Origin of the sequence: Streptomyces sp. CA-251387 (assembly GCF_050936625.1) — a bacterium.
Classification (GTDB): domain Bacteria; phylum Actinomycetota; class Actinomycetes; order Streptomycetales; family Streptomycetaceae; genus Streptomyces.
Genome location: NZ_JBNJMJ010000001.1, coordinates 3,804,780 through 3,825,334 on the forward strand (window position 1 = coordinate 3,804,780; position 20,555 = coordinate 3,825,334).

The window sequence follows — 20,555 nt, forward strand, 5'->3', positions numbered from 1 at the left end:
GCCGGAGTCCTCCCCCGGCCGGAAGCGGCCGCCACGCTCACCGGCCCCGGACCTCAACGGCCCCGCCGGACACGACGTCACCCCGGATAAACCGGCGCGGTCCCGTCCGTCACCACTTTCTGCCACTGCATCCCGGACGGCAGCCGTACGATCCCGTCCTCCGAGTAGCCGACCAGCGGCAGCCGTGCGTCCTCGGACGCGGTGATCTCCTTCACGCCGCTGAGGGCCGCGGGAACCGGCCCCTCCGGTGTCGAGCCGTCGACCTGGACGTACCGCATCGTCTGGACGCCGCCCTGCTCACGCCCGGCCACCACGAGCCGACTGTCACCGGCCCACGACATGGCGGTGACCTCCTCCAACTCCGGCGTCGCGGAGCGCAGTTCGTGCACCGATACGGCCGCGGGCTCCCCGGCCTTCACGTTCTCGCTGTGTTCGATCCGCCCGATGAGCAGCGACGACCTGTCGCCCTGCTTCACCACCAGCGCGATCCGCACGCCGTCCGCGGCCACCCGGACGGACTCGATACGCCCCTCCAGCCCCGGCGGCGTCTTCACCACCAGCGGATCGCCCACGCCCTCCTTCAGCAGCAACAGCCGGGGATGGGCGGGATCGCGATCGGCCACCCACAGGTCGCCCTGGGCATCCCAGCTGGGCGCCGACAGCCTCTCCTTCGCCGTCCGGCCCCCGCTGGTGAGCTCGGGCTCCCCCAGCGGGCCGCCCTGCACCAGCGCCCCGACATACAGGTTCTTGCCGTCGAGGCCGACCCCGGCCGCCATGTCCTCGTCGCGCGAAACAGCCACCGACTCCAGCTCGGTATCGCCCTCACCCAGGGCACCGGGCACGGGCTCGGGATGCGTGTCGTCGGTAGCGGCGGCCAGCCGTACGAGCCGGTGCTCGGCGTCGAGGAAGTACAGGTAATCGGCGCGCTCGACCGACCCGCGCGTGGCGACGGCCTCCGCCTCGTTCTCGCGGAGCACGCACAGCTGCCTGCCACCCGCCCGCAGCTCGACCTCGTCCACCGTGGGGGTGAGGTTCTGCAGGGTGAACAGGAGCTGCGCCGCCATCTCTTTGCACTTGGTCAGTCCGACCCGGGCCGCCTTGTCGTTCAACGGCACGGTCAGCCGGTTCTGGTCGTCGGTCGTCAGCGAGTCGCCCCCCTTCTTCAGCGCCGTACCGGTGGGGAAGCTCGACCTGACGACCGGGTTGAGCCAGCTGGTGGGCCCCTTGAGCAGGGAGCGCACCATCTCCGTCACCGGATCCACGTTCCTGCGCACATAGACGGGATCGGCAACGGCCGCCGTGTGCGGGGCGGTCCCGAGCGTGGTGTTCGTGGCGAAGTAGTACTTGTCGACGGACATGTAGTTGCGCTGAAAGTCCGACTTACCCATGACGACGCCGCGCGGCGGCACGTCGATGCGCCACTGCCTGGTCTTCTTGTCCCGGGTGAGATGCATCGACTCGCTGTAGTCCCCTTCGGCGGGCGAGTACGACTGCTGCGCGTCGACCGTGGCGACCTTGGTGCCGGTCAGCGTGTACGAGAGGCCGTCGCTCTCCTCCCGTCCTCCCACACGGTCGGCTTCAGCGTCCGGTCCACCGGCGAGCACCGTCGTGGACAGCAACGGCCGCCACTTGTCCGACGCCTCCTTGGTCAGGTACTTGCGCGCTATCTCATAGTCCGGATCGTCGCTGGTCAGCGCTTCCAGGAAGCCGGTCACGATCTCCGCCGACGAAGCATCCTCGTGCGGCGGCATGGCGAAGACCCGCACCTGGGTGTCCTGGCGCGGCGTGGACTCGACGCCCCGCAGATCGCCGCTGTCGGGCATCGAGGCGCACCCCGCAAGCAGTACGACCCCACAGGCGGCGAACACCACCGCGCGCCCCGGCCCGCGCCGGGCGCCCCCTTCGCGGTCAGCGCCCACGAAATGCCTCCCCATGCTTGTTCGGCTCCTCGGCCCGCCCGGCTTCCTCGCTCGGCGGCCCTTCCGCGTCAGCCGTGTCGTCCTGCGACCGCGCGCCCGAGGCGGGCCGGGGGACCACGCGCGCGCCGTTGCCGGGCAGCGCCGTCGGATCGGCCTTGGGGGCCGCCGCGCCCAACCGCGCGGCGAACGGGTCCCTCGACGGCATCGAAGCCACCTGGTCACCTGTGGACTGGGACGGCACTGTCGCGGCCTTCTCACCGCCGCCACACGGCAGACCGGCGTCATTAAGTCCACGATTGCGTCGCGAGTCCTTGGGCTCCAGCGGTATCGGCGAACCCCGCAGCGGCTCGTCCGCGGTCCGCGGCAGCGTCAGCCGGAACTGCGAACCGCCACCCGGCTCGCCCCACGCCTGCAGCCAGCCGCCGTGCAGCCGGGCGTCCTCCAGCGCGATGGACAGCCCAAGGCCCGTACCGCCCGTGGTACGCGCGCGTGCCGGGTCGGCCCGCCAGAAGCGGCTGAAGACCCGGGTGGCCTCGCCGGGCTTGAGCCCGACGCCGTAGTCACGCACCGCGACCGCGACCGCCCCGCCCGCCGCCGCGAGCTTCACGACGACGTCCCTGCCCTCTCCGTGCTCGACGGCGTTGACGACGAGGTTGCGCAGCACACGCTCGACGCGCCGGGCATCGGCCTCGGCGACGATGGGCTGCTGGTCGCCGAGGATCCGTATCTGGGTGCCCTTGCGCTCGGCGAGCGGCTCGGCCCCGGTGACCACGCGCCGCACGACCTCCCTGAGGTCGATCGGCTCGGCCTCCAGCGCCGCCGCACCGGCGTCGAAGCGGCTGATCTCCAGCAGGTCGGCGAGCAGCGACTCGAACCGGTCCAACTGGTCGGCGAGCAACTCCGCCGACCGGGCAGTCACCGGATCGAAGTCCTCCCGCGCCTCATGGATGACGTCGGCAGCCATGCGTACGGTCGTCAGCGGCGTCCGCAGCTCGTGCGACACGTCGGACACGAACCGCCGCTGCATCCGCGACAGATCCTCCAGCTGCTGGATCTTCAGCTGCAGGTTCTGCGCCATCTTGTTGAAGGCCTCACCGAGCCGCGCGATGTCGTCCTCGCCGGTGACCTTCATCCGCTCCTGCAGCCGCCCGGCCGACAGCCGCTCGGCGATCCCGGCCGCCATCCGCACCGGCGTGACGACTTGGCGCACCACGAGCCAGGCGATGGCCCCGAGCAGTACGACGACGAAGAGCCCGGCGGTGGCGAGCGTTCCCTTGACCAGGCTGAGCGACTTCTCCTCCTGCGCGAGCGGGAAGAGGTAGTAGAGCTGGTAGGGGTCGCCGTTGGGATCGTTGACCTGCTTGCCGATGACCAGTGCCGGCTGGGAGTCCTTGTGAGCGGTGGGCTGGTAGACGATCCGGGTGTAGCTCTGGAACGCCCCCGTAGCACTGTCGATCCGATCGCGCAGGGCCTCGGGCACGCTCGCGGTCGGGTCCACACCGCCGGAGGCACGCCGTCCGCGCCCCCCGGTGTCGCTGCCCGCGGAGGTCGGAAGCGTCACCACTTCGAAGGCACCCTGCCCGCCGCTGGACAGCGAGGAGACGAGATCGCTCATCCACTGGATGACGTTCTGGTCGGAGCGCTCGTCCACCGCCGCCCCGTCGTCGGCGGTCCCTGCGGCAGCCTCGTCGGCCCTCTGCTTGGCCGCCGCGAAGCCGCCCGTGGCCTGGCTCTGCGAGGCCTTCACCTTGGCGTCCAGCAGGCCGTTGCGCACCTGCCCGATGACCACGAAGCCCAGCAGCAGAACCACACCCAGCGACATCAGCAGGGTCGTGGCGACGACCTTGAGCTGGATGTTGCGCCGCCACAGCCGCATGACGGGCAGCAGCGGCCGGCGCACCCAACGCAGCAGAAGACGCAGGACCGGGCTGCCCTGGACTCCTCCCTGCAGCAGCCCACCCTCGAGGAACCGTCCCCAACGGGAGCCCGCACCCTTCCGGCCGACAGGCCGCTCCGGACGGGCCCCGGTCCGACCGGGGGCCGCAGCGGCGCTGTCCCCGGACATGTCAGCTCGGCCCTGCCTTGTAGCCGACGCCACGAACGGTCACCACGATCTCCGGACGCTCCGGGTCCTTCTCGACCTTGGAACGCAGCCGCTGCACATGGACGTTCACCAGACGGGTGTCGGCCGCGTGCCGGTAGCCCCACACCTGCTCGAGGAGCACCTCACGCGTGAACACCTGCCATGGCTTGCGCGCCAGCGCGACCAGCAGGTCGAACTCCAGCGGCGTCAGCGCGATGGACTGTCCGTCCCGCTTCACGGAGTGCCCGGCCACATCGATGACGAGGTCACCGATGGCCAGCTGCTCGGGTGCCGGCTCCTCCGACCTCCTCAGCCGCGCCCGGATCCGGGCGACGAGCTCCTTCGGCTTGAACGGCTTCACGATGTAGTCGTCAGCGCCGGACTCCAGGCCGACCACCACGTCCACCGTGTCGCTCTTGGCCGTGAGCATCACGATCGGCACCCCGGACTCCGCCCTGATCAGGCGGCACACCTCGATACCGTCCCGCCCGGGCAGCATCAGGTCGAGCAGCACCAGATCGGGCTTGGTCTCCCGGAATGCGGCCAGCGCCTTGTCGCCGTCGGCTACGAAAGACGGCTCAAAACCTTCACCACGCAGCACGATGCCGAGCATCTCGGCCAGTGCGGTGTCGTCGTCGACGACAAGGACTCGTCCCTTCATGAATGCCATCATCCCATTCTCATAACAGTGGCGAAGGCAGTGGTGAGATAGGTCACCGGCCAGTGACCTTAGTCGTACGCGATGGCCACTGTCTGCCCTCGCCACCATGACGGAGCGTGACCTTTGGGCGGATCCACCCGACCTTGCCCCGATGGTCCCGACTGCTACCTCACAACGTCTGTGTCATCTGCCGCGACCTGGCACACAGCTCCGCCAGCGCCTCAGCAGTCACGGGGGACACGGCGCCCTCCTCAGTGACGATCGCCGTCACCAGCTCGGGCGGCGTCACATCGAACGCCGGGTTGTACGCCTGCGTCCCCAGGGGCGCCACCGGAATCCCGCCACCCGGTTCCACTCCCGCCACCGGCACCTGAGGCGCCACGATCTCGGTCACCTCAAATCCGGGGCGCTGCTCGACCTCGATGGACGCCCCGTCCGGCGTCTCCGGATCCACCGTCGTCAGCGGTGCCACCACGATGAACGGCACATGGTGGTACCGCGCGAGCACGGCGAGCGGATAGCTCCCCACCTTGTTCGCCACCGAGCCATCGGCCGCGATACGGTCCGCCCCGATCAGCACCGCGTCCACCTCACCGGCAGCGAACAGCGAGCCCGCCGCATTGTCCGTGAGCAAGGTGTACGCCATCCCGTTACGCGCGGCCTCGTACGCCGTCAGACGAGCCCCTTGCAGCAACGGCCGCGTCTCGTCCACCCACAACCGCCTCAGCCGCCCGGCCCGGTGCGCAGAGAGCGCCACCGCGAACGCCGTGCCCTCACCTCCTGACACCAGCGCCCCGGTGTTGCAGTGCGTGAGGATGCGGTGCCCACCGCCGGGCAACAGCTCGTCCAGCAGCGCCAGCCCGCGCTCGGCCATCCGGGCGCTGGCCTCGGCGTCCTCCTTGTGCAACGCCCGCGCCGCACCCAGCGCCGCCGCGGCGGCCTGCTCGGCATCCCCACTCCTGGCGAGCTCGGCCCGGTACGCGGACTGAGCCCTGCGCACGCCGACGGCTAGGTTCACCGCCGTGGGCCGGGCGCCCGCCAGCGACTCCGCGGCGGCATCCACGTCGAATCCGCGCGCGGCGGCGAGCGCGACACCGTACGCCCCTGCGATCCCGAGCAGCGGCGCCCCGCGCACGGCGAGCGAACGGATCGCCTCCACCAGCGCGGACGCGTCCGTACACACCAGCTCGACTTCCTCGGCCGGCAGCCTCGTCTGGTCGAGAAGGACCAGAACGGGACCCTCAGGTGGTTCGTCCCACCGGATCGCCGGTATCCCTGTCGCTTTGCTGTCCTCGCCGGATTGCGCGTGCTGATCAGCCATGCGGCCAGTCTGCCCTTTGTCCGACGGACAATTGAAGGTGTGCAGCCGATACCGCGGCCGGTACCTCGCCGACCGCCCCATGGCACGATGGCTGCCAACCTGCCGCCGCGACCGCGGACGGGCACCGTGAAGGAGCGACGATGAAAGACACTCCGGGCTGGGCCTCGCCCGGATCCGCCCCGTCCGACGGGCAGGAACCGGAGGCGTCCGGACCTGCCGAGCCCGCAGATCGTCCCGACCCCGCGCAACAGCCGGGACCGGACCCACAGGGCCCCGGCACGAAGTGGTCCAACGAGCAGCCGCCACCCGGCCAGTGGTCCGCCCCGACGGGGCCGCAGGCTCCCGGCCAGACCCCGCCACCCCCACCGCCCGGCCCGGGCTGGGGCACCCACCCGCCCGCCGGCCCTGGTGGACACGGCGGATACGGCGGATACGGCGGATACGGCGGCGGCCACCCTGGCTACGGCGCCCCGGGCGGTTACGGCGCCTGGGGAAGCGGCTGGGGTGGCCCACCACCCGCCGCCAAGCCCGGCGTGATCCCGCTGCGCCCACTCGGCGTCGGCGAGATCCTCGACGGCGCGGTCTCCACCATGCGCACCTACTGGCGCACGGTCCTGGGCATCTCGCTGACCGTCGCGATCGTGACGGAGATCCTCGTCATTCTCCTCCAGGGCTTCGTCCTGAACGACCGCACCAGCACCGAGGCCCTCAACGACCCCAGCGCCACCCTCAGCGAGCTGGCCCGCGCCACGCGCGACGCCCTGCTCAGCTCCAGCGTGATCTTCCTGATCTCGGTGATCGGCGCGATCGCCGCGACCGCACTGCTGACGACGGTCACCAGCCGCGCGGTGCTCGGCAAGTCGGTGACCACCGGCGAGGCCTGGCGCGATGCCCGCCCTCAGGTACTGCGGCTCTTCGGCCTGCTCTTCCTGCTGCTGCTCATGACCTTCGGCCTGCTGCTCGCAGGCGCCGTGCCCGGCATCCTCGTGGCCGCCTCGGGCTCCGGCGACGGAGGCGCAGCACTGGCCATCCTGGGCACCCTCGGCACCGGCATCATCGCGCTGTGGCTGTGGTTCCGCTTCTCCCTCGCCTCGCCGGCGCTGATGTTGGAGAAGCAGGGCATCATGAAGGCGCTGAGCCGCTCCGCAAAGCTCGTCCGCGGCTCCTGGTGGCGCGTCTTCGGCATCCAGTTGCTGGCCACGATCATCGCGAACATCGTCGCGGCGATCGTCGTCATCCCCTTCACCTTCCTCGGCGGCGCCCTCAGCGGCGACGGCGCCGCAAGCTTCCTCAACGGCACCACCGACTTCGGCTGGACGTTCCTCATCGTCAGCGGCATCGGCTCGGTGATCGGCTCCATGATCACCTTCCCGATCACGGCCGGCGTCACCGTCCTGCTCTACATCGACCAGCGCATCCGCCGCGAGGCCCTCGACCTCGAACTGGCCCGAGCAGCCGGCGTCCAGGGCTACGGCACCGGCACCCCGGGGAGCTGAACCGGTGAGCCTGGCGGGGGGAGTTCTCACAGCAGCGTCAGCGCTGCCGGACGCGACCATACGCGCGTTGCTGCGCGCAGGCGACGCAACTGTACGGTCGTTGTCGCGCGTCGGCGACACGTCCGTACTGTCGCTGCTGACGCGCTCGGACGACGAGCCACCGCTCACGATCCCACGTGATCCCGCGCGGGAAGCCGCCCGGCGCGAGCTCTCCAAGCGCATGTACCACGAGAACGAACCGAGCTGGTTCCAGCGCGCCCTGGACGCCTTCTGGGACTGGGTCGAGGACCTGTTCAACAGCGCCACGACCGTGACGCCCGGAGGACCACTCGGCCTGATCGTCGTCATCCTGGTCGTCCTCGCGCTCCTAGGTGCCCTGTGGTGGCGCCTGGGCACCCCGCGCCGCCAACCCACCTCCTCCCCCGCCCTGTTCGACGACCGCCCCCGCAGCGCCGCCGAACACCGAGCCGCCGCCGAAGCACACGCCGCCCAGGGCCACTGGAACCAGGCCGTCCAGGAACGCATGCGCGCCATCGTCCGCTCCCTCGAGGAACGTGCACTTCTCGACGTCCGCCCAGGCCGCACCGCCGACGAGGCCGCCGCCGAAGCAGGCCGCTCGATGCCCTCCCACACGGATCGACTGCGCGCCGCCGCCCGGGACTTCGACGACGTGACATACGGCGGACGAACCGCGACCCAGCAGGCGTACCAGCGCATCGCCACACTCGACCGTGACCTGGAGAACAGCAAGCCACAGCTCGCGAGCAGCACATCCAGCACGGCGCACAACATCCGCCAAGGGGCCGCCGGATGACCACCGAGGCCCAGCTCCCGACCACCTCGGCCTCGCCCACGGCACGCCAGGTGTGGACCCGCGCGCGAGGCGTCGCCCTCGCCGTCGTAGTCCTGCTGGCGGCAGCCGTCGCGATCGCCACGATCCGCTCCGACGCCCAGCACGGCACCCTCGACCCGCGCTCCGCCGACCCCAAAGGCAGCCGGGCGGTCGCCGAACTCCTCGCCGACCGCGGCGTGGACACGCGCGTGGTCACCACCCTGGACGAGGCACGCACGGCGGCCACCGCGGACACCACCCTCCTGGTCGCCGCCCCCGACCTGCTGACGCACCGTCAACAGACCTGGTTGCGCTCGTCGATCGCCGGCTCCGGCGGCCGTACCGTCCTCGTCGCCCCCGGCAGCTGGTCCGTCGAAAGGCTCGTCCCCGGGGTCACCGCTGACCCCGCCACCAGCCTCGACTCGGAGCTCTCCCCCGACTGCGCCCTGCCCGCCGCCCAGCGCGCGGGCACCGCCGACCTGGGAGGCATCCGCTACACCACGACCCACCTCGGCGCCGACGAGTGCTACCCCAGCGAACGGCTGGCCACCCTGCTGCGAGTCTCGGAGACCACCGGGAACGGCGACACCGTCGTCCTCGGCGCGCCCGACATCCTCCACAACGAACGCCTCGACGAGCAGGGCAACGCCTCGCTCGCCCTCCAACTCCTCGGCTCCCGCCCCCATCTGGTCTGGTACCTCCCCTCGCTCTCCGACACGTCGGCCGCCGACGAGGACGACGAACGCAGCTTCTTCGACCTGCTCCCCTCGGGCTGGCTCTGGGGCACCCTGCAGCTCTTCGTCGCCGCAGCACTGGCCGCCCTCTGGAGGGCACGCCGACTGGGCCCCCTGGTGCCCGAAAAACTCCCCGTGGCGATCCGCGCCTCCGAAACCGTCGAAGGCCGCGCCCGCCTCTACCGCAAAGCCAACGCCCGCGACCGCGCGGCCGCCGCTCTTCGCTCCACCACCCGCACGCGCCTCGCCCCCCTCGTAGGTGTCCCCGTCTCCCAGGCGCACGCGCCCGAGGCCCTGCTCCCCGCTCTGTCCGCCCACCTCCACAACCATGGAAACGGACAGACCCTGCACACTCTCCTCTTCGGCCCGCCGCCCAGCGACGACACGGCCCTCATCGCCCTCGCCGACCAACTCGACGCCCTCGAAAGAGAGGTACGCCGTCCATGATGGACCCGACCACTGACAACGCCGGGAACACCGGGGACCCGGGCACCGCCCGCGCCTCCCTGGAAGCCCTGCGCGCCGAGATCGCCAAAGCCGTGGTCGGCCAGGACCCCGCCGTGACCGGCCTCGTCGTCGCCCTCCTCTGCCGCGGACACGTTCTCCTTGAAGGAGTCCCTGGGGTAGCCAAAACGTTGCTCGTCCGCGCACTCGCATCCGCACTCGAACTCGACACCAAGCGCGTCCAGTTCACCCCCGACCTCATGCCGAGTGACGTGACGGGCTCCCTCGTCTACGACACCCGCACCGCACAGTTCTCCTTCCAGCCCGGCCCGATCTTCACCAACCTCCTCCTCGCCGACGAGATCAACCGCACCCCGCCGAAGACCCAGTCGTCCCTGCTGGAAGCCATGGAGGAGCGCCAGGTCACCGTCGACGGCACCCCCCGTCCGCTCCCCGATCCGTTCCTGGTCGCCGCGACGCAGAACCCGGTGGAATACGAGGGCACGTACCCCCTCCCCGAGGCCCAGCTGGACCGTTTCCTCCTCAAGCTCACCATCCCGCTGCCCTCCCGCCAGGACGAGATCGACGTCCTCACCCGCCACGCCGAGGGCTTCAACCCCCGCGACCTGCGCGCCGCCGGCGTACGCCCCGTAGCAGGCCCGGCAGACCTGGAGGCGGCACGCGCGGCAGTGGCCAAGACGACGGTCTCCCCGGAGATCACGGCCTACGTGGTCGACATCTGCCGAGCCACCCGAGAATCGCCGTCCCTGACCCTGGGCGTCTCCCCACGCGGCGCCACGGCCCTCCTGGCCACCGCCCGCGCGTGGGCCTGGCTGACGGGTCGCGACTACGTCATCCCCGACGACGTCAAGGCACTGGCCCTCCCCACCCTCCGCCACCGCGTGCAGCTCCGCCCGGAGGCCGAGATGGAAGGCGTCACAGCCGACTCCGTCATCAACGCGATCCTCGCCCACGTCCCCGTCCCTCGCTGATGGCACTCACCGGACGCGCCGCACTCCTCGCGGCCCTAGGCTCCCTCCCCGTAGGCATCTGGGACCCCAGCTGGACGGGCATCCTCGCGGTCAACGCACCCTTGGCCGCGGCCTGCGCCTGCGACTTCGCCCTGGCAGCACCCGTACGACGCCTCGGCCTGACCCGCTCCGGCGACACCTCTGTCCGCCTGGGCGAGACGGCCGACGTCACCCTCACTGTCACCAACCCGTCCCGCCAGCCCCTCCGCGCCCACCTCCGGGACGCCTGGCCGCCCAGCAGCTGGCAGCCAGGCACAGAGGTGGCGGCCTCCCGCCACCGCGTGACGGTCCCCGCCGAGGAACGCCGCCGCATCACGACTCGCCTACGGCCCACCCGCCGCGGCGACCGCCACGCCGACCGCGTGACGATTCGCTCGTACGGCCCACTGGGCCTCTTCTCCCGCCAGGGCACCCACAAAGTCCCCTGGACGGTACGCGTCCTGCCCCCCTTCACAAGCCGCAAGCACCTGCCCTCCAAACTGGCCCGCCTGCGCGAACTCGACGGCCGCACCAGCGTGCTCACTCGCGGCGAAGGGACAGAATTCGACAGCCTGCGCGAGTACGTCCCCGGCGACGACACCCGTTCCATCGACTGGCGCGCTACGGCCCGACAGTCCACGGTCGCCGTACGCACCTGGCGCCCCGAACGCGACCGCCACATCCTCCTTGTCCTGGACACCGGCCGCACCTCAGCAGGACGCGTCGGCGACGCTCCACGCCTCGATGCCTCCATGGACGCGGCACTGCTCCTGGCCGCCCTCGCCTCCCGAGCCGGCGACCGCGTGGACCTCCTCGCCTACGACCGCCGAGTACGCGCCCTCGTCCAGGGCCGCACAGCAGGAGACGTTCTCCCCTCCCTGGTCAACGCGATGGCCACGATCGAAGCCGAGCTGATCGAAACGGACGCCCGAGGCCTGACGGCCATGGCACTGCGTACGGCGCCCCGCCACTCCTTGATCGTGCTGCTGACCACCCTGGACGCCGCCCCGATCGAGGAGGGCCTGCTGCCCGTCCTGTCCCAGCTCACCCAGCGCCACACAGTTCTGCTGGCATCAGTAGCGGACCCTCACATCGCGCGCATGGCAACCGCACGCGGAAACACGGACTCGGTTTACGAGGCCGCAGCCGCCGCCCAAGCCCAGAGCGAACGACACCGCACGGCGGAACAACTCCGCCGTCACGGCGTTACGGTCGTCGACGCAACGCCGGAGGAACTCGCACCGGCACTGGCGGACGCTTATCTAGCCCTTAAGACGGCGGGTCGTTTGTGATCCAGGGGGAGTCTTGACGGGCTCCGTCTGGAATTTAACCCCCGCCAACGCCCGAACCGTGAACGCAGAAAACCCCCGAACCGGTATCCCCGGCCGGGGGTTTTCTCAAAATTTGTTCGGCGGTGTCCTACTCTCCCACAGGGTCCCCCCTGCAGTACCATCGGCGCTGTAAGGCTTAGCTTCCGGGTTCGGAATGTAACCGGGCGTTTCCCTCACGCTATGACCACCGAAACACTATGAAGTTAGACCGGAAAAAACACGGTCGTTGCCTCAGAACTAACACAGTGGACGCGAGCCTCTATGGACAAGCCCTCGGCCTATTAGTACCGGTCACCTCCACACGTTACCGTGCTTCCAGATCCGGCCTATCAACCCAGTCGTCTACTGGGAGCCTTACCCCATCAAGTGGGTGGGAGTCCTCATCTCGAAGCAGGCTTCCCGCTTAGATGCTTTCAGCGGTTATCCCTCCCGAACGTAGCCAACCAGCCATGCCCTTGGCAGAACAACTGGCACACCAGAGGTTCGTCCGTCCCGGTCCTCTCGTACTAGGGACAGCCCTTCTCAAGACTCCTACGCGCACAGCGGATAGGGACCGAACTGTCTCACGACGTTCTAAACCCAGCTCGCGTACCGCTTTAATGGGCGAACAGCCCAACCCTTGGGACCGACTCCAGCCCCAGGATGCGACGAGCCGACATCGAGGTGCCAAACCATCCCGTCGATATGGACTCTTGGGGAAGATCAGCCTGTTATCCCCGGGGTACCTTTTATCCGTTGAGCGACGGCGCTTCCACAAGCCACCGCCGGATCACTAGTCCCGACTTTCGTCCCTGCTCGACCCGTCGGTCTCACAGTCAAGCTCCCTTGTGCACTTACACTCAACACCTGATTGCCAACCAGGCTGAGGGAACCTTTGGGCGCCTCCGTTACCCTTTAGGAGGCAACCGCCCCAGTTAAACTACCCATCAGACACTGTCCCTGATCCGGATCACGGACCCAGGTTAGACATCCAGCACGACCAGACTGGTATTTCAACGACGACTCCACCTGAACTGGCGTCCAAGCTTCACAGTCTCCCAGCTATCCTACACAAGCCGAACCGAACACCAATATCAAACTGTAGTAAAGGTCCCGGGGTCTTTCCGTCCTGCTGCGCGAAACGAGCATCTTTACTCGTAGTGCAATTTCACCGGGCCTATGGTTGAGACAGTCGAGAAGTCGTTACGCCATTCGTGCAGGTCGGAACTTACCCGACAAGGAATTTCGCTACCTTAGGATGGTTATAGTTACCACCGCCGTTTACTGGCGCTTAAGTTCTCAGCTTCGCCCCACCGAAATGGAGCTAACCGGTCCCCTTAACGTTCCAGCACCGGGCAGGCGTCAGTCCGTATACATCGCCTTACGGCTTCGCACGGACCTGTGTTTTTAGTAAACAGTCGCTTCTCGCTGGTCTCTGCGGCCACCCCCAGCTCACCAAGTAAATTGGATCACCAAGTGTGGCCCCCCTTCTCCCGAAGTTACGGGGGCATTTTGCCGAGTTCCTTAACCATAGTTCACCCGAACGCCTCGGTATTCTCTACCTGACCACCTGAGTCGGTTTAGGGTACGGGCCGCCATGAAACTCGCTAGAGGCTTTTCTCGACAGCATAGGATCATCCACTTCACCACAATCGGCTCGGCATCAGGTCTCAGCCACAAGTGCGACGGATTTACCTATCGCACGGCCTACACCCTTACCCCGGGACAACCACCGCCCGGGATGGACTACCTTCCTGCGTCACCCCATCACTCACCTACTACAGGTCTGGTTCGTCGGCTCCACCACTCCCCTTTGCCCGAAGGCTCCGGGGCGGCTTCACGGACTTAGCATCGCCTGGTTCGATGTTTGACGCTTCACAGCGGGTACCGGAATATCAACCGGTTATCCATCGACTACGCCTGTCGGCCTCGCCTTAGGTCCCGACTTACCCTGGGCAGATCAGCTTGACCCAGGAACCCTTAGTCAATCGGCGCACACGTTTCTCACGTGTGAATCGCTACTCATGCCTGCATTCTCACTCGTGAACCGTCCACAACTACCTTCCGGTGCTGCTTCACCCGGCACACGACGCTCCCCTACCCATCACGATCCCCGTTGGGGGTACATATCGCAATGACACGACTTCGGCGGTACGCTTGAGCCCCGCTACATTGTCGGCGCGGAATCACTAGACCAGTGAGCTATTACGCACTCTTTCAAGGGTGGCTGCTTCTAAGCCAACCTCCTGGTTGTCTGTGCGACTCCACATCCTTTCCCACTTAGCGTACGCTTAGGGGCCTTAGTCGATGCTCTGGGCTGTTTCCCTCTCGACCATGGAGCTTATCCCCCACAGTCTCACTGCCGCGCTCTCACTTACCGGCATTCGGAGTTTGGCTAAGGTCAGTAACCCGGTAGGGCCCATCGCCTATCCAGTGCTCTACCTCCGGCAAGAAACACACGACGCTGCACCTAAATGCATTTCGGGGAGAACCAGCTATCACGGAGTTTGATTGGCCTTTCACCCCTAACCACAGGTCATCCCCCAGGTTTTCAACCCTGGTGGGTTCGGTCCTCCACGAAGTCTTACCTCCGCTTCAACCTGCCCATGGCTAGATCACTCCGCTTCGGGTCTTGAGCGCGCTACTACATCGCCCTATTCGGACTCGCTTTCGCTACGGCTTCCCCACACGGGTTAACCTCGCAACACACCGCAAACTCGCAGGCTCATTCTTCAAAAGGCACGCAGTCACGAGACACCAGCAAGCTGATGTCCGACGCTCCCACGGCTTGTAGGCACACGGTTTCAGGTACTATTTCACTCCCCTCCCGGGGTACTTTTCACCATTCCCTCACGGTACTATCCGCTATCGGTCACCAGGGAATATTTAGGCTTAGCGGGTGGTCCCGCCAGATTCACACGGGATTTCTCGGGCCCCGTGCTACTTGGGTGTCTCTCAAACGAGCCGCTGACGTTTCGACTACGGGGGTCTTACCCTCTACGCCGGACCTTTCGCATGTCCTTCGCCTACATCAACGGTTTCTGACTCGTCTCACAGCCGGCAGACCGTGAAAGAGAGATCCCACAACCCCGCATACGCAACCCCTGCCGGGTCTCACACGTATACGGTTTAGCCTCATCCAGTTTCGCTCGCCACTACTCCCGGAATCACGGTTGTTTTCTCTTCCTGCGGGTACTGAGATGTTTCACTTCCCCGCGTTCCCTCCACATACCCTATGTGTTCAGGTATGGGTGACAGCCCATGACGACTGCCGGGTTTCCCCATTCGGACACCCCCGGATCAAAGCCTGGTTGACGACTCCCCGGGGCCTATCGTGGCCTCCCACGTCCTTCATCGGTTCCTGGTGCCAAGGCATCCACCGTGCGCCCTTAAAAACTTGGCCACAGATGCTCGCGTCCACTGTGCAGTTCTCAAACAACGACCAACCACCCGTCACACACCAACTACGTCAGTGCTTCACCGGGGCCGGCAACTGAGGAAAAATCCATTCCCTCAGACACCCAACAGCGTGCCCGACACGATCAGCTGACCAGATCAGCGTTCCACGCCCCAAGGGGCAGTACTAGCGCCTGATCCATCCTGAACCGTGCCGAGTAGTCAACGTTCCACCCATGAGCAACCAGCATCAGACGTTCGCTGATGTACTGGCCTCTGACCGTGTCCCGAAGGACCCGGTAAGAAGTGCTCCTTAGAAAGGAGGTGATCCAGCCGCACCTTCCGGTACGGCTACCTTGTTACGACTTCGTCCCAATCGCCAGTCCCACCTTCGACAGCTCCCTCCCCACAAGGGGGTTGGGCCACCGGCTTCGGGTGTTACCGACTTTCGTGACGTGACGGGCGGTGTGTACAAGGCCCGGGAACGTATTCACCGCAGCAATGCTGATCTGCGATTACTAGCGACTCCGACTTCATGGGGTCGAGTTGCAGACCCCAATCCGAACTGAGACCGGCTTTTTGAGATTCGCTCCACCTCGCGGTATCGCAGCTCATTGTACCGGCCATTGTAGCACGTGTGCAGCCCAAGACATAAGGGGCATGATGACTTGACGTCGTCCCCACCTTCCTCCGAGTTGACCCCGGCGGTCTCCCGTGAGTCCCCAGCACCACAAGGGCCTGCTGGCAACACGGGACAAGGGTTGCGCTCGTTGCGGGACTTAACCCAACATCTCACGACACGAGCTGACGACAGCCATGCACCACCTGTACACCGACCACAAGGGGGGCACCATCTCTGATGCTTTCCGGTGTATGTCAAGCCTTGGTAAGGTTCTTCGCGTTGCGTCGAATTAAGCCACATGCTCCGCCGCTTGTGCGGGCCCCCGTCAATTCCTTTGAGTTTTAGCCTTGCGGCCGTACTCCCCAGGCGGGGCACTTAATGCGTTAGCTGCGGCACGGACAACGTGGAATGTTGCCCACACCTAGTGCCCACCGTTTACGGCGTGGACTACCAGGGTATCTAATCCTGTTCGCTCCCCACGCTTTCGCTCCTCAGCGTCAGTATCGGCCCAGAGATCCGCCTTCGCCACCGGTGTTCCTCCTGATATCTGCGCATTTCACCGCTACACCAGGAATTCCGATCTCCCCTACCGAACTCTAGCCTGCCCGTATCGACTGCAGACCCGGGGTTAAGCCCCGGGCTTTCACAACCGACGTGACAAGCCGCCTACGAGCTCTTTACGCCCAATAATTCCGGACAACGCTTGCGCCCTACGTATTACCGCGGCTGCTGGCACGTAGTTAGCCGGCGCTTCTTCTGCAGGTACCGTCACTTTCGCTTCTTCCCTGCTGAAAGAGGTTTACAACCCGAAGGCCGTCATCCCTCACGCGGCGTCGCTGCATCAGGCTTGCGCCCATTGTGCAATATTCCCCACTGCTGCCTCCCGTAGGAGTCTGGGCCGTGTCTCAGTCCCAGTGTGGCCGGTCGCCCTCTCAGGCCGGCTACCCGTCGTCGCCTTGGTGAGCCGTTACCTCACCAACAAGCTGATAGGCCGCGGGCTCATCCTGCACCGCCGGAGCTTTACACCATCAAGGATGCCCAAGATGGTCATATCCGGTATTAGACCCCGTTTCCAGGGCTTGTCCCAGAGTGCAGGGCAGATTGCCCACGTGTTACTCACCCGTTCGCCACTAATCCCCACCGAAGTGGTTCATCGTTCGACTTGCATGTGTTAAGCACGCCGCCAGCGTTCGTCCTGAGCCAGGATCAAACTCTCCGTGAATGCTTCCCCGTAATCGGGGTGACACCACGAGAGCGGAACAGTCGAGCGGAATAAGCCCGACCGTTCACAGCGTCCTCGCTGTGTTTTTTCAAAGGAACCTCGCCCCAGCAGATGCTGGAGACGGGGTATCAACATATCTGGCGTTGACTTTTGGCACGCTGTTGAGTTCTCAAGGAACGGTCGCTTCCTTTGTACTCACCCTCTCGGGCTTTCCTCCGGGCGCTTCCCTTCGGTCTTGCGTTTCCGACTCTATCAGATCCTTTTCCGATCCGATTTCCTCGGTGCTTTCCAGGTTCCCGCTCTCGCGTTTCCCTTTCCGGCGGTTCCGACTTTATCAGAAGTTCCGGACCGGACTGACCGGCCACTCATTTCCGAATCATCGGGAGGGGCTTCTCGGGAATCGATGTTCCACTGAAGCAGACAGACACTCACTCTGCCCGGCTGGACTGCATCCACTTCCAGGCAACTGTTCGAATCTACCTCCCCAATCGCTCCGTGTCAACGGCTCTCGTGGGGCGAAGAGGAGACTAGCAGCTCAGGGGGTGCATGCGCACATCAGGCCGCCGTTGGAACGGCGGCGCTGCGCTCGGCCGCCTCGACGTCGCCTGTCTCTCCGCTGCGGGCGGCACGGCCGCCGAGGACATAGACGTATGCGAGGAAGGCAAGCTCAGCTATGACGCCGATGCTGATGCGCGCCCAGGTGGGCAGACCGGACGGGGTGACGAAGCCTTCGATGGCGCCGGAGACGAAGAGGATCAGGGCGAGACCTATCGCCATGCCGATCGCGGCTCGGCCTTCTTCGGCGAGGGCTGAGCGTCGGGTGCGGGGGCCCGGGTCGATGAGGGTCCAGCCGAGGCGCATGCCTGTGCCGGCGGCGACGAAGACCGCGGTCAGTTCGAGGAGACCGTGCGGCAGGACGAGGCCCAGGAAGGTGTCCAGGCGTCCTGCCGAGGACATCAGGCCGAGGCCGACACCGAGATTGAGCATGTTCTGGAAGAGGATCCACAGCACCGGGAGACCGAGGAAGACGCCCAGGATCAGGCAGAGGGCGGCGGCCCAGGCGTTGTTCGTCCAGACCTGGGCCGCGAAGGAGGCGGCGGGGTGGCTGGAGTAGTACGTCTCGTACTGGCCTCCCGGACGGGTGAGCTCGCGCAGTTCGCTGGGGGCGGCGATGGTCGCCTGTACGTCGGGGTGGGTGCCTATCCACCAGCCCAGAAGAGCCGCGACGAGGGTCGAGAGGAGCGCTGTAGGTACCCACCAGTGGCGCGACCGGTAGACCGCGGCTGGGAAACCGTGGGCCAGGAAGCGCGTGACATCGCGCCAGGAAGCGCGCCTGGTGCCTGTCACCGCGCTACGCGCGCGTGCCACGAGTTGGCTGAGCCGTCCGGTGAGCTGAGGGTCGGGGGCGCTGGACTGGATCAGGGAGAGGTGGGTGGCGGTGCGCTGGTAGAGAGCGACGAGTTCGTCTGCCTCGGCGCCGGTGAGGCGGCGCTGGCGCCCGAGGAGAGCGTCGAGGCGGTCCCACTCGGCCCGGTGGGCGGTGACGAAGACGTCGAGGTCCATCTGCTTTCCTGCTCCCCGGCTGTTCGTCGGCGACTCGGCGTGGATGTCAGCTTGTCGTACTGCGGCGCGATGCGCCCTCAGCTTGGCAGACTGGCCATTCCAGGGGCAGGTCAGGGGAAGGACGGACGGCGTGAGTGAGCTGGTGACGGGTGAGGCGGTGGCGTTGGAGTTGCGCCCCGCGAAGCTGCCCAGCAGGGCACTGGCCGTGCTGCTCGATCTGGCTGTGGCTGTCATCGCCTACATCGTCGTGACCATTGGTGTGGTGGCTGCCACCGCTTCTCTGGACGAGGCGGCGCAGACCGCGCTGTCGATCGCGACGTTCGTTCTGCTGCTGGTCGGCGGGCCGATCGCGATCGAGACGCTCAGCCACGGGCGTTCGCTCGGCAAATTGGCGTGCGGGCTGCGCGTGGTGCGCGACGACGGAGGGCCGATCCGGTTCCGGCATGCGCTGGTACGGGGTCTCATCGGTGTGATCGAGATTTTGATGACGCTCGGCGTCGTCGCCGTCATCGCTTCGTTGGTCTCCGCGCGCGGGCGGCGGCTCGGCGACGTGTTCGCCGGGACTCTTGTCGTACGGGAACGGCTGCCCCTCACGCGCACGGGTTTCGTTCCGCCGCCTCCGCCGTGGCTGGCCGGGCGCTTCTCGGGGCTCGACCTGTCGGCGGTTCCCGATGGCCTGTGGCTCGCCATTCGCCAGTACCTGACGCGGATGCAGCAACTCGACCCGCAGGTCGGCTGGAACATGTCGGAGCGGCTCGCGGCGGACCTCGCTGCGCGCACGGGCGCTCCGGCGCCGCAGGGCGTGCCGTCGGCGGCGTATCTGGCTGCGGTTCTGCAGGAACGGCAGGCGCGGGAGGCTCGGCGTGCCTTCGGGAGCGGGCCGGGTGCGGGCGGGGTACCTGCCGGTATCGGTGCTGCGGGTGGTGCCGGCCCGGTAGGCGGCGCGAATCCTGTGAGTGGTGCGGGCAGTGCAGACGGTGCACCGGGCCCTTACGGCCCGCCGGTCATGCCCCCCGCCGCTGTTGCGCCTCCGGTCAGTGGTCAGCCTGGAGTCGGGGCGGAAGCGGAGCGTTCCCCCGGACCGCAGGACGCAGCACGGCAGACTCCTGCTCCTGGCCCGCAGGATGCGTCATCGGCCGACCGGCCGTCCACCGGCTTCGTACCGCCGGCGTAGCTCCTACCTGTCGCAAGGCCACGGCGCCGTTTTGTCCAACGGGCGGCGCGCCTTGATGAACAGCCCAAGTAACCGGCCGCGCTCAAGCGAACGTGGACGGCGGCGTGTCCAGGTCCTCCAGTTCGACGCCGGGGGCTGCGAGGACCACGTCGCCCGCGATGTATACGGCGTGCTGCTCGCCCGTGTCCAGGGCTGTGACCTGGTACTCGTCCACGGTCAGGGGGCCGTTGTCAGTGGCGTGTGTTTCTCTGTTCACCAAGGCCCAGGACTGGTCCACGGTGCGCGGGGCGAGTACCGGGTCCGTAAGGGCCACGAGGCGTACGCGGGTTGCGGAGGCGGAAGGGGTGAGGCGCAGGAGGCGAGTGGTCGCGATGAGGAATGCGGGGGATGTGCCGGTGAAGGCATGGGCGCGCACATTGCCTTCCGTGGCGTGAGCCCCGGTGGGGTCGGTACGGACCCAGGTGACGCCGTCGATGGCGGCACCGCGTACCTGCCAGCCTCCGGCATGGAGTTCGAGGCGGATGGGCCGGCCGAGTTCGTCCAGGGCGAGGTCGACGGAGCCGCTGTGTTCGCCCGCGGGGGTGGTCAGCTGGGAGACGTAGCGCCAGCCGGAAGGGCCGGGGGCGCAGTGGAAGTGCTCTTCTGCGAGGGGGGTGTGATCGTGCGGATCGTGGAGCGAATAACGGCCGCGGGGCATCGGGGTCCTGGGTCGTGAGGGGCTGGTCGGGCCACGAGGGCCGTTGAGGCCACACGGGCCGACGGGGCAGG

Annotated in this window: 12 protein-coding genes and 3 rRNA genes; 6 read left to right on the forward strand and 9 right to left on the reverse strand. The window is 67.1% G+C overall.

Going from position 1 to position 20,555, the window contains the following annotated elements; genetic code table 11:
• Nucleotides 1-77: 77 nt before the first annotated feature.
• The 4 genes from ACQEV2_RS16850 to mtnA form a co-directional block, all read right to left on the reverse strand.
• On the reverse strand, nucleotides 78-1,919 hold the full coding sequence (locus ACQEV2_RS16850) for an LpqB family beta-propeller domain-containing protein (protein WP_433041393.1): 1,842 nt from the start codon (nucleotides 1,917-1,919) through the stop codon (nucleotides 78-80).
• On the reverse strand, nucleotides 1,909-3,984 hold the full coding sequence (gene mtrB / locus ACQEV2_RS16855) for an MtrAB system histidine kinase MtrB (RefSeq protein ID WP_433041396.1): 2,076 nt from the start codon (nucleotides 3,982-3,984) through the stop codon (nucleotides 1,909-1,911). The genes ACQEV2_RS16850 and mtrB overlap by 11 nt, the downstream gene beginning before the upstream one ends.
• Before the next feature lies 1 nt (nucleotide 3,985).
• A complete protein-coding gene (mtrA, locus tag ACQEV2_RS16860; RefSeq protein ID WP_187822996.1) occupies nucleotides 3,986-4,675 on the reverse strand; it encodes a two-component system response regulator MtrA in 690 nt (229 codons plus the stop codon).
• A gap of 157 nt (nucleotides 4,676-4,832) precedes the next feature.
• Nucleotides 4,833-5,984, reverse strand: a complete 1,152-nt coding sequence (mtnA, locus tag ACQEV2_RS16865; protein ID WP_433041399.1) for an S-methyl-5-thioribose-1-phosphate isomerase — start codon at nucleotides 5,982-5,984, stop codon at nucleotides 4,833-4,835.
• A 140-nt stretch (nucleotides 5,985-6,124) separates the two neighbouring features.
• Between mtnA and ACQEV2_RS16870 the strand changes: the two genes are divergently transcribed.
• Genes ACQEV2_RS16870 through ACQEV2_RS16890 form a run of 5 tightly spaced genes read left to right on the forward strand, consistent with a single transcriptional unit; the run spans nucleotide 6,125 to nucleotide 11,792 of the window.
• Nucleotides 6,125-7,480 (forward strand): glycerophosphoryl diester phosphodiesterase membrane domain-containing protein, encoded by a 1,356-nt coding sequence (locus ACQEV2_RS16870; RefSeq protein WP_433041402.1) that lies wholly within the window; start codon nucleotides 6,125-6,127, stop codon nucleotides 7,478-7,480.
• A 4-nt stretch (nucleotides 7,481-7,484) separates the two neighbouring features.
• Nucleotides 7,485-8,294 (forward strand): DUF4129 domain-containing protein, encoded by an 810-nt coding sequence (locus ACQEV2_RS16875; RefSeq protein WP_433041405.1) that lies wholly within the window; start codon nucleotides 7,485-7,487, stop codon nucleotides 8,292-8,294.
• A complete protein-coding gene (locus ACQEV2_RS16880) occupies nucleotides 8,291-9,493 on the forward strand; it encodes a DUF4350 domain-containing protein (protein WP_433041408.1) in 1,203 nt (400 codons plus the stop codon). The genes ACQEV2_RS16875 and ACQEV2_RS16880 overlap by 4 nt, the downstream gene beginning before the upstream one ends.
• Nucleotides 9,493-10,482 carry an AAA family ATPase gene (locus ACQEV2_RS16885; RefSeq protein ID WP_433054506.1) on the forward strand — a complete coding sequence of 330 codons (990 nt, stop codon included), beginning with the start codon at nucleotides 9,493-9,495 and terminating at the stop codon, nucleotides 10,480-10,482. The genes ACQEV2_RS16880 and ACQEV2_RS16885 overlap by 1 nt, the downstream gene beginning before the upstream one ends.
• Complete coding sequence (locus tag ACQEV2_RS16890) at nucleotides 10,482-11,792, forward strand: DUF58 domain-containing protein (protein WP_433041411.1); 1,311 nt, start codon at nucleotides 10,482-10,484, stop codon at nucleotides 11,790-11,792. The genes ACQEV2_RS16885 and ACQEV2_RS16890 overlap by 1 nt, the downstream gene beginning before the upstream one ends.
• Before the next feature lie 114 nt (nucleotides 11,793-11,906).
• Here the strand turns inward: ACQEV2_RS16890 and rrf are convergent.
• The 4 genes from rrf to ACQEV2_RS16910 form a co-directional block, all read right to left on the reverse strand.
• A 5S ribosomal RNA gene (rrf, locus tag ACQEV2_RS16895) occupies nucleotides 11,907-12,023 on the reverse strand.
• 69 nt (nucleotides 12,024-12,092) lie between these two features.
• Nucleotides 12,093-15,213: ribosomal RNA gene (locus ACQEV2_RS16900) — 23S ribosomal RNA — on the reverse strand.
• Nucleotides 15,214-15,523: 310 nt separating this feature from the next.
• Nucleotides 15,524-17,050: ribosomal RNA gene (locus ACQEV2_RS16905) — 16S ribosomal RNA — on the reverse strand.
• The 16S, 23S and 5S rRNA genes sit together here, the layout of an rRNA operon.
• 555 nt (nucleotides 17,051-17,605) lie before the next feature.
• Nucleotides 17,606-18,613, reverse strand: coding sequence for a stage II sporulation protein M (locus ACQEV2_RS16910; RefSeq protein WP_433041414.1), 1,008 nt, complete (start codon nucleotides 18,611-18,613; stop codon nucleotides 17,606-17,608).
• A 130-nt stretch (nucleotides 18,614-18,743) separates the two neighbouring features.
• On the opposite strand from ACQEV2_RS16910, the gene ACQEV2_RS16915 reads away from it, so the two are divergent.
• A complete protein-coding gene (locus tag ACQEV2_RS16915) occupies nucleotides 18,744-19,787 on the forward strand; it encodes an RDD family protein (RefSeq protein ID WP_433041417.1) in 1,044 nt (347 codons plus the stop codon).
• Nucleotides 19,788-19,869: 82 nt separating this feature from the next.
• On the opposite strand, the gene ACQEV2_RS16920 is transcribed toward ACQEV2_RS16915, so the two are convergent.
• Nucleotides 19,870-20,484, reverse strand: a complete 615-nt coding sequence (locus ACQEV2_RS16920; RefSeq protein WP_433041420.1) for a hypothetical protein — start codon at nucleotides 20,482-20,484, stop codon at nucleotides 19,870-19,872.
• Between the last annotated feature and the right edge of the window lie 71 nt (nucleotides 20,485-20,555).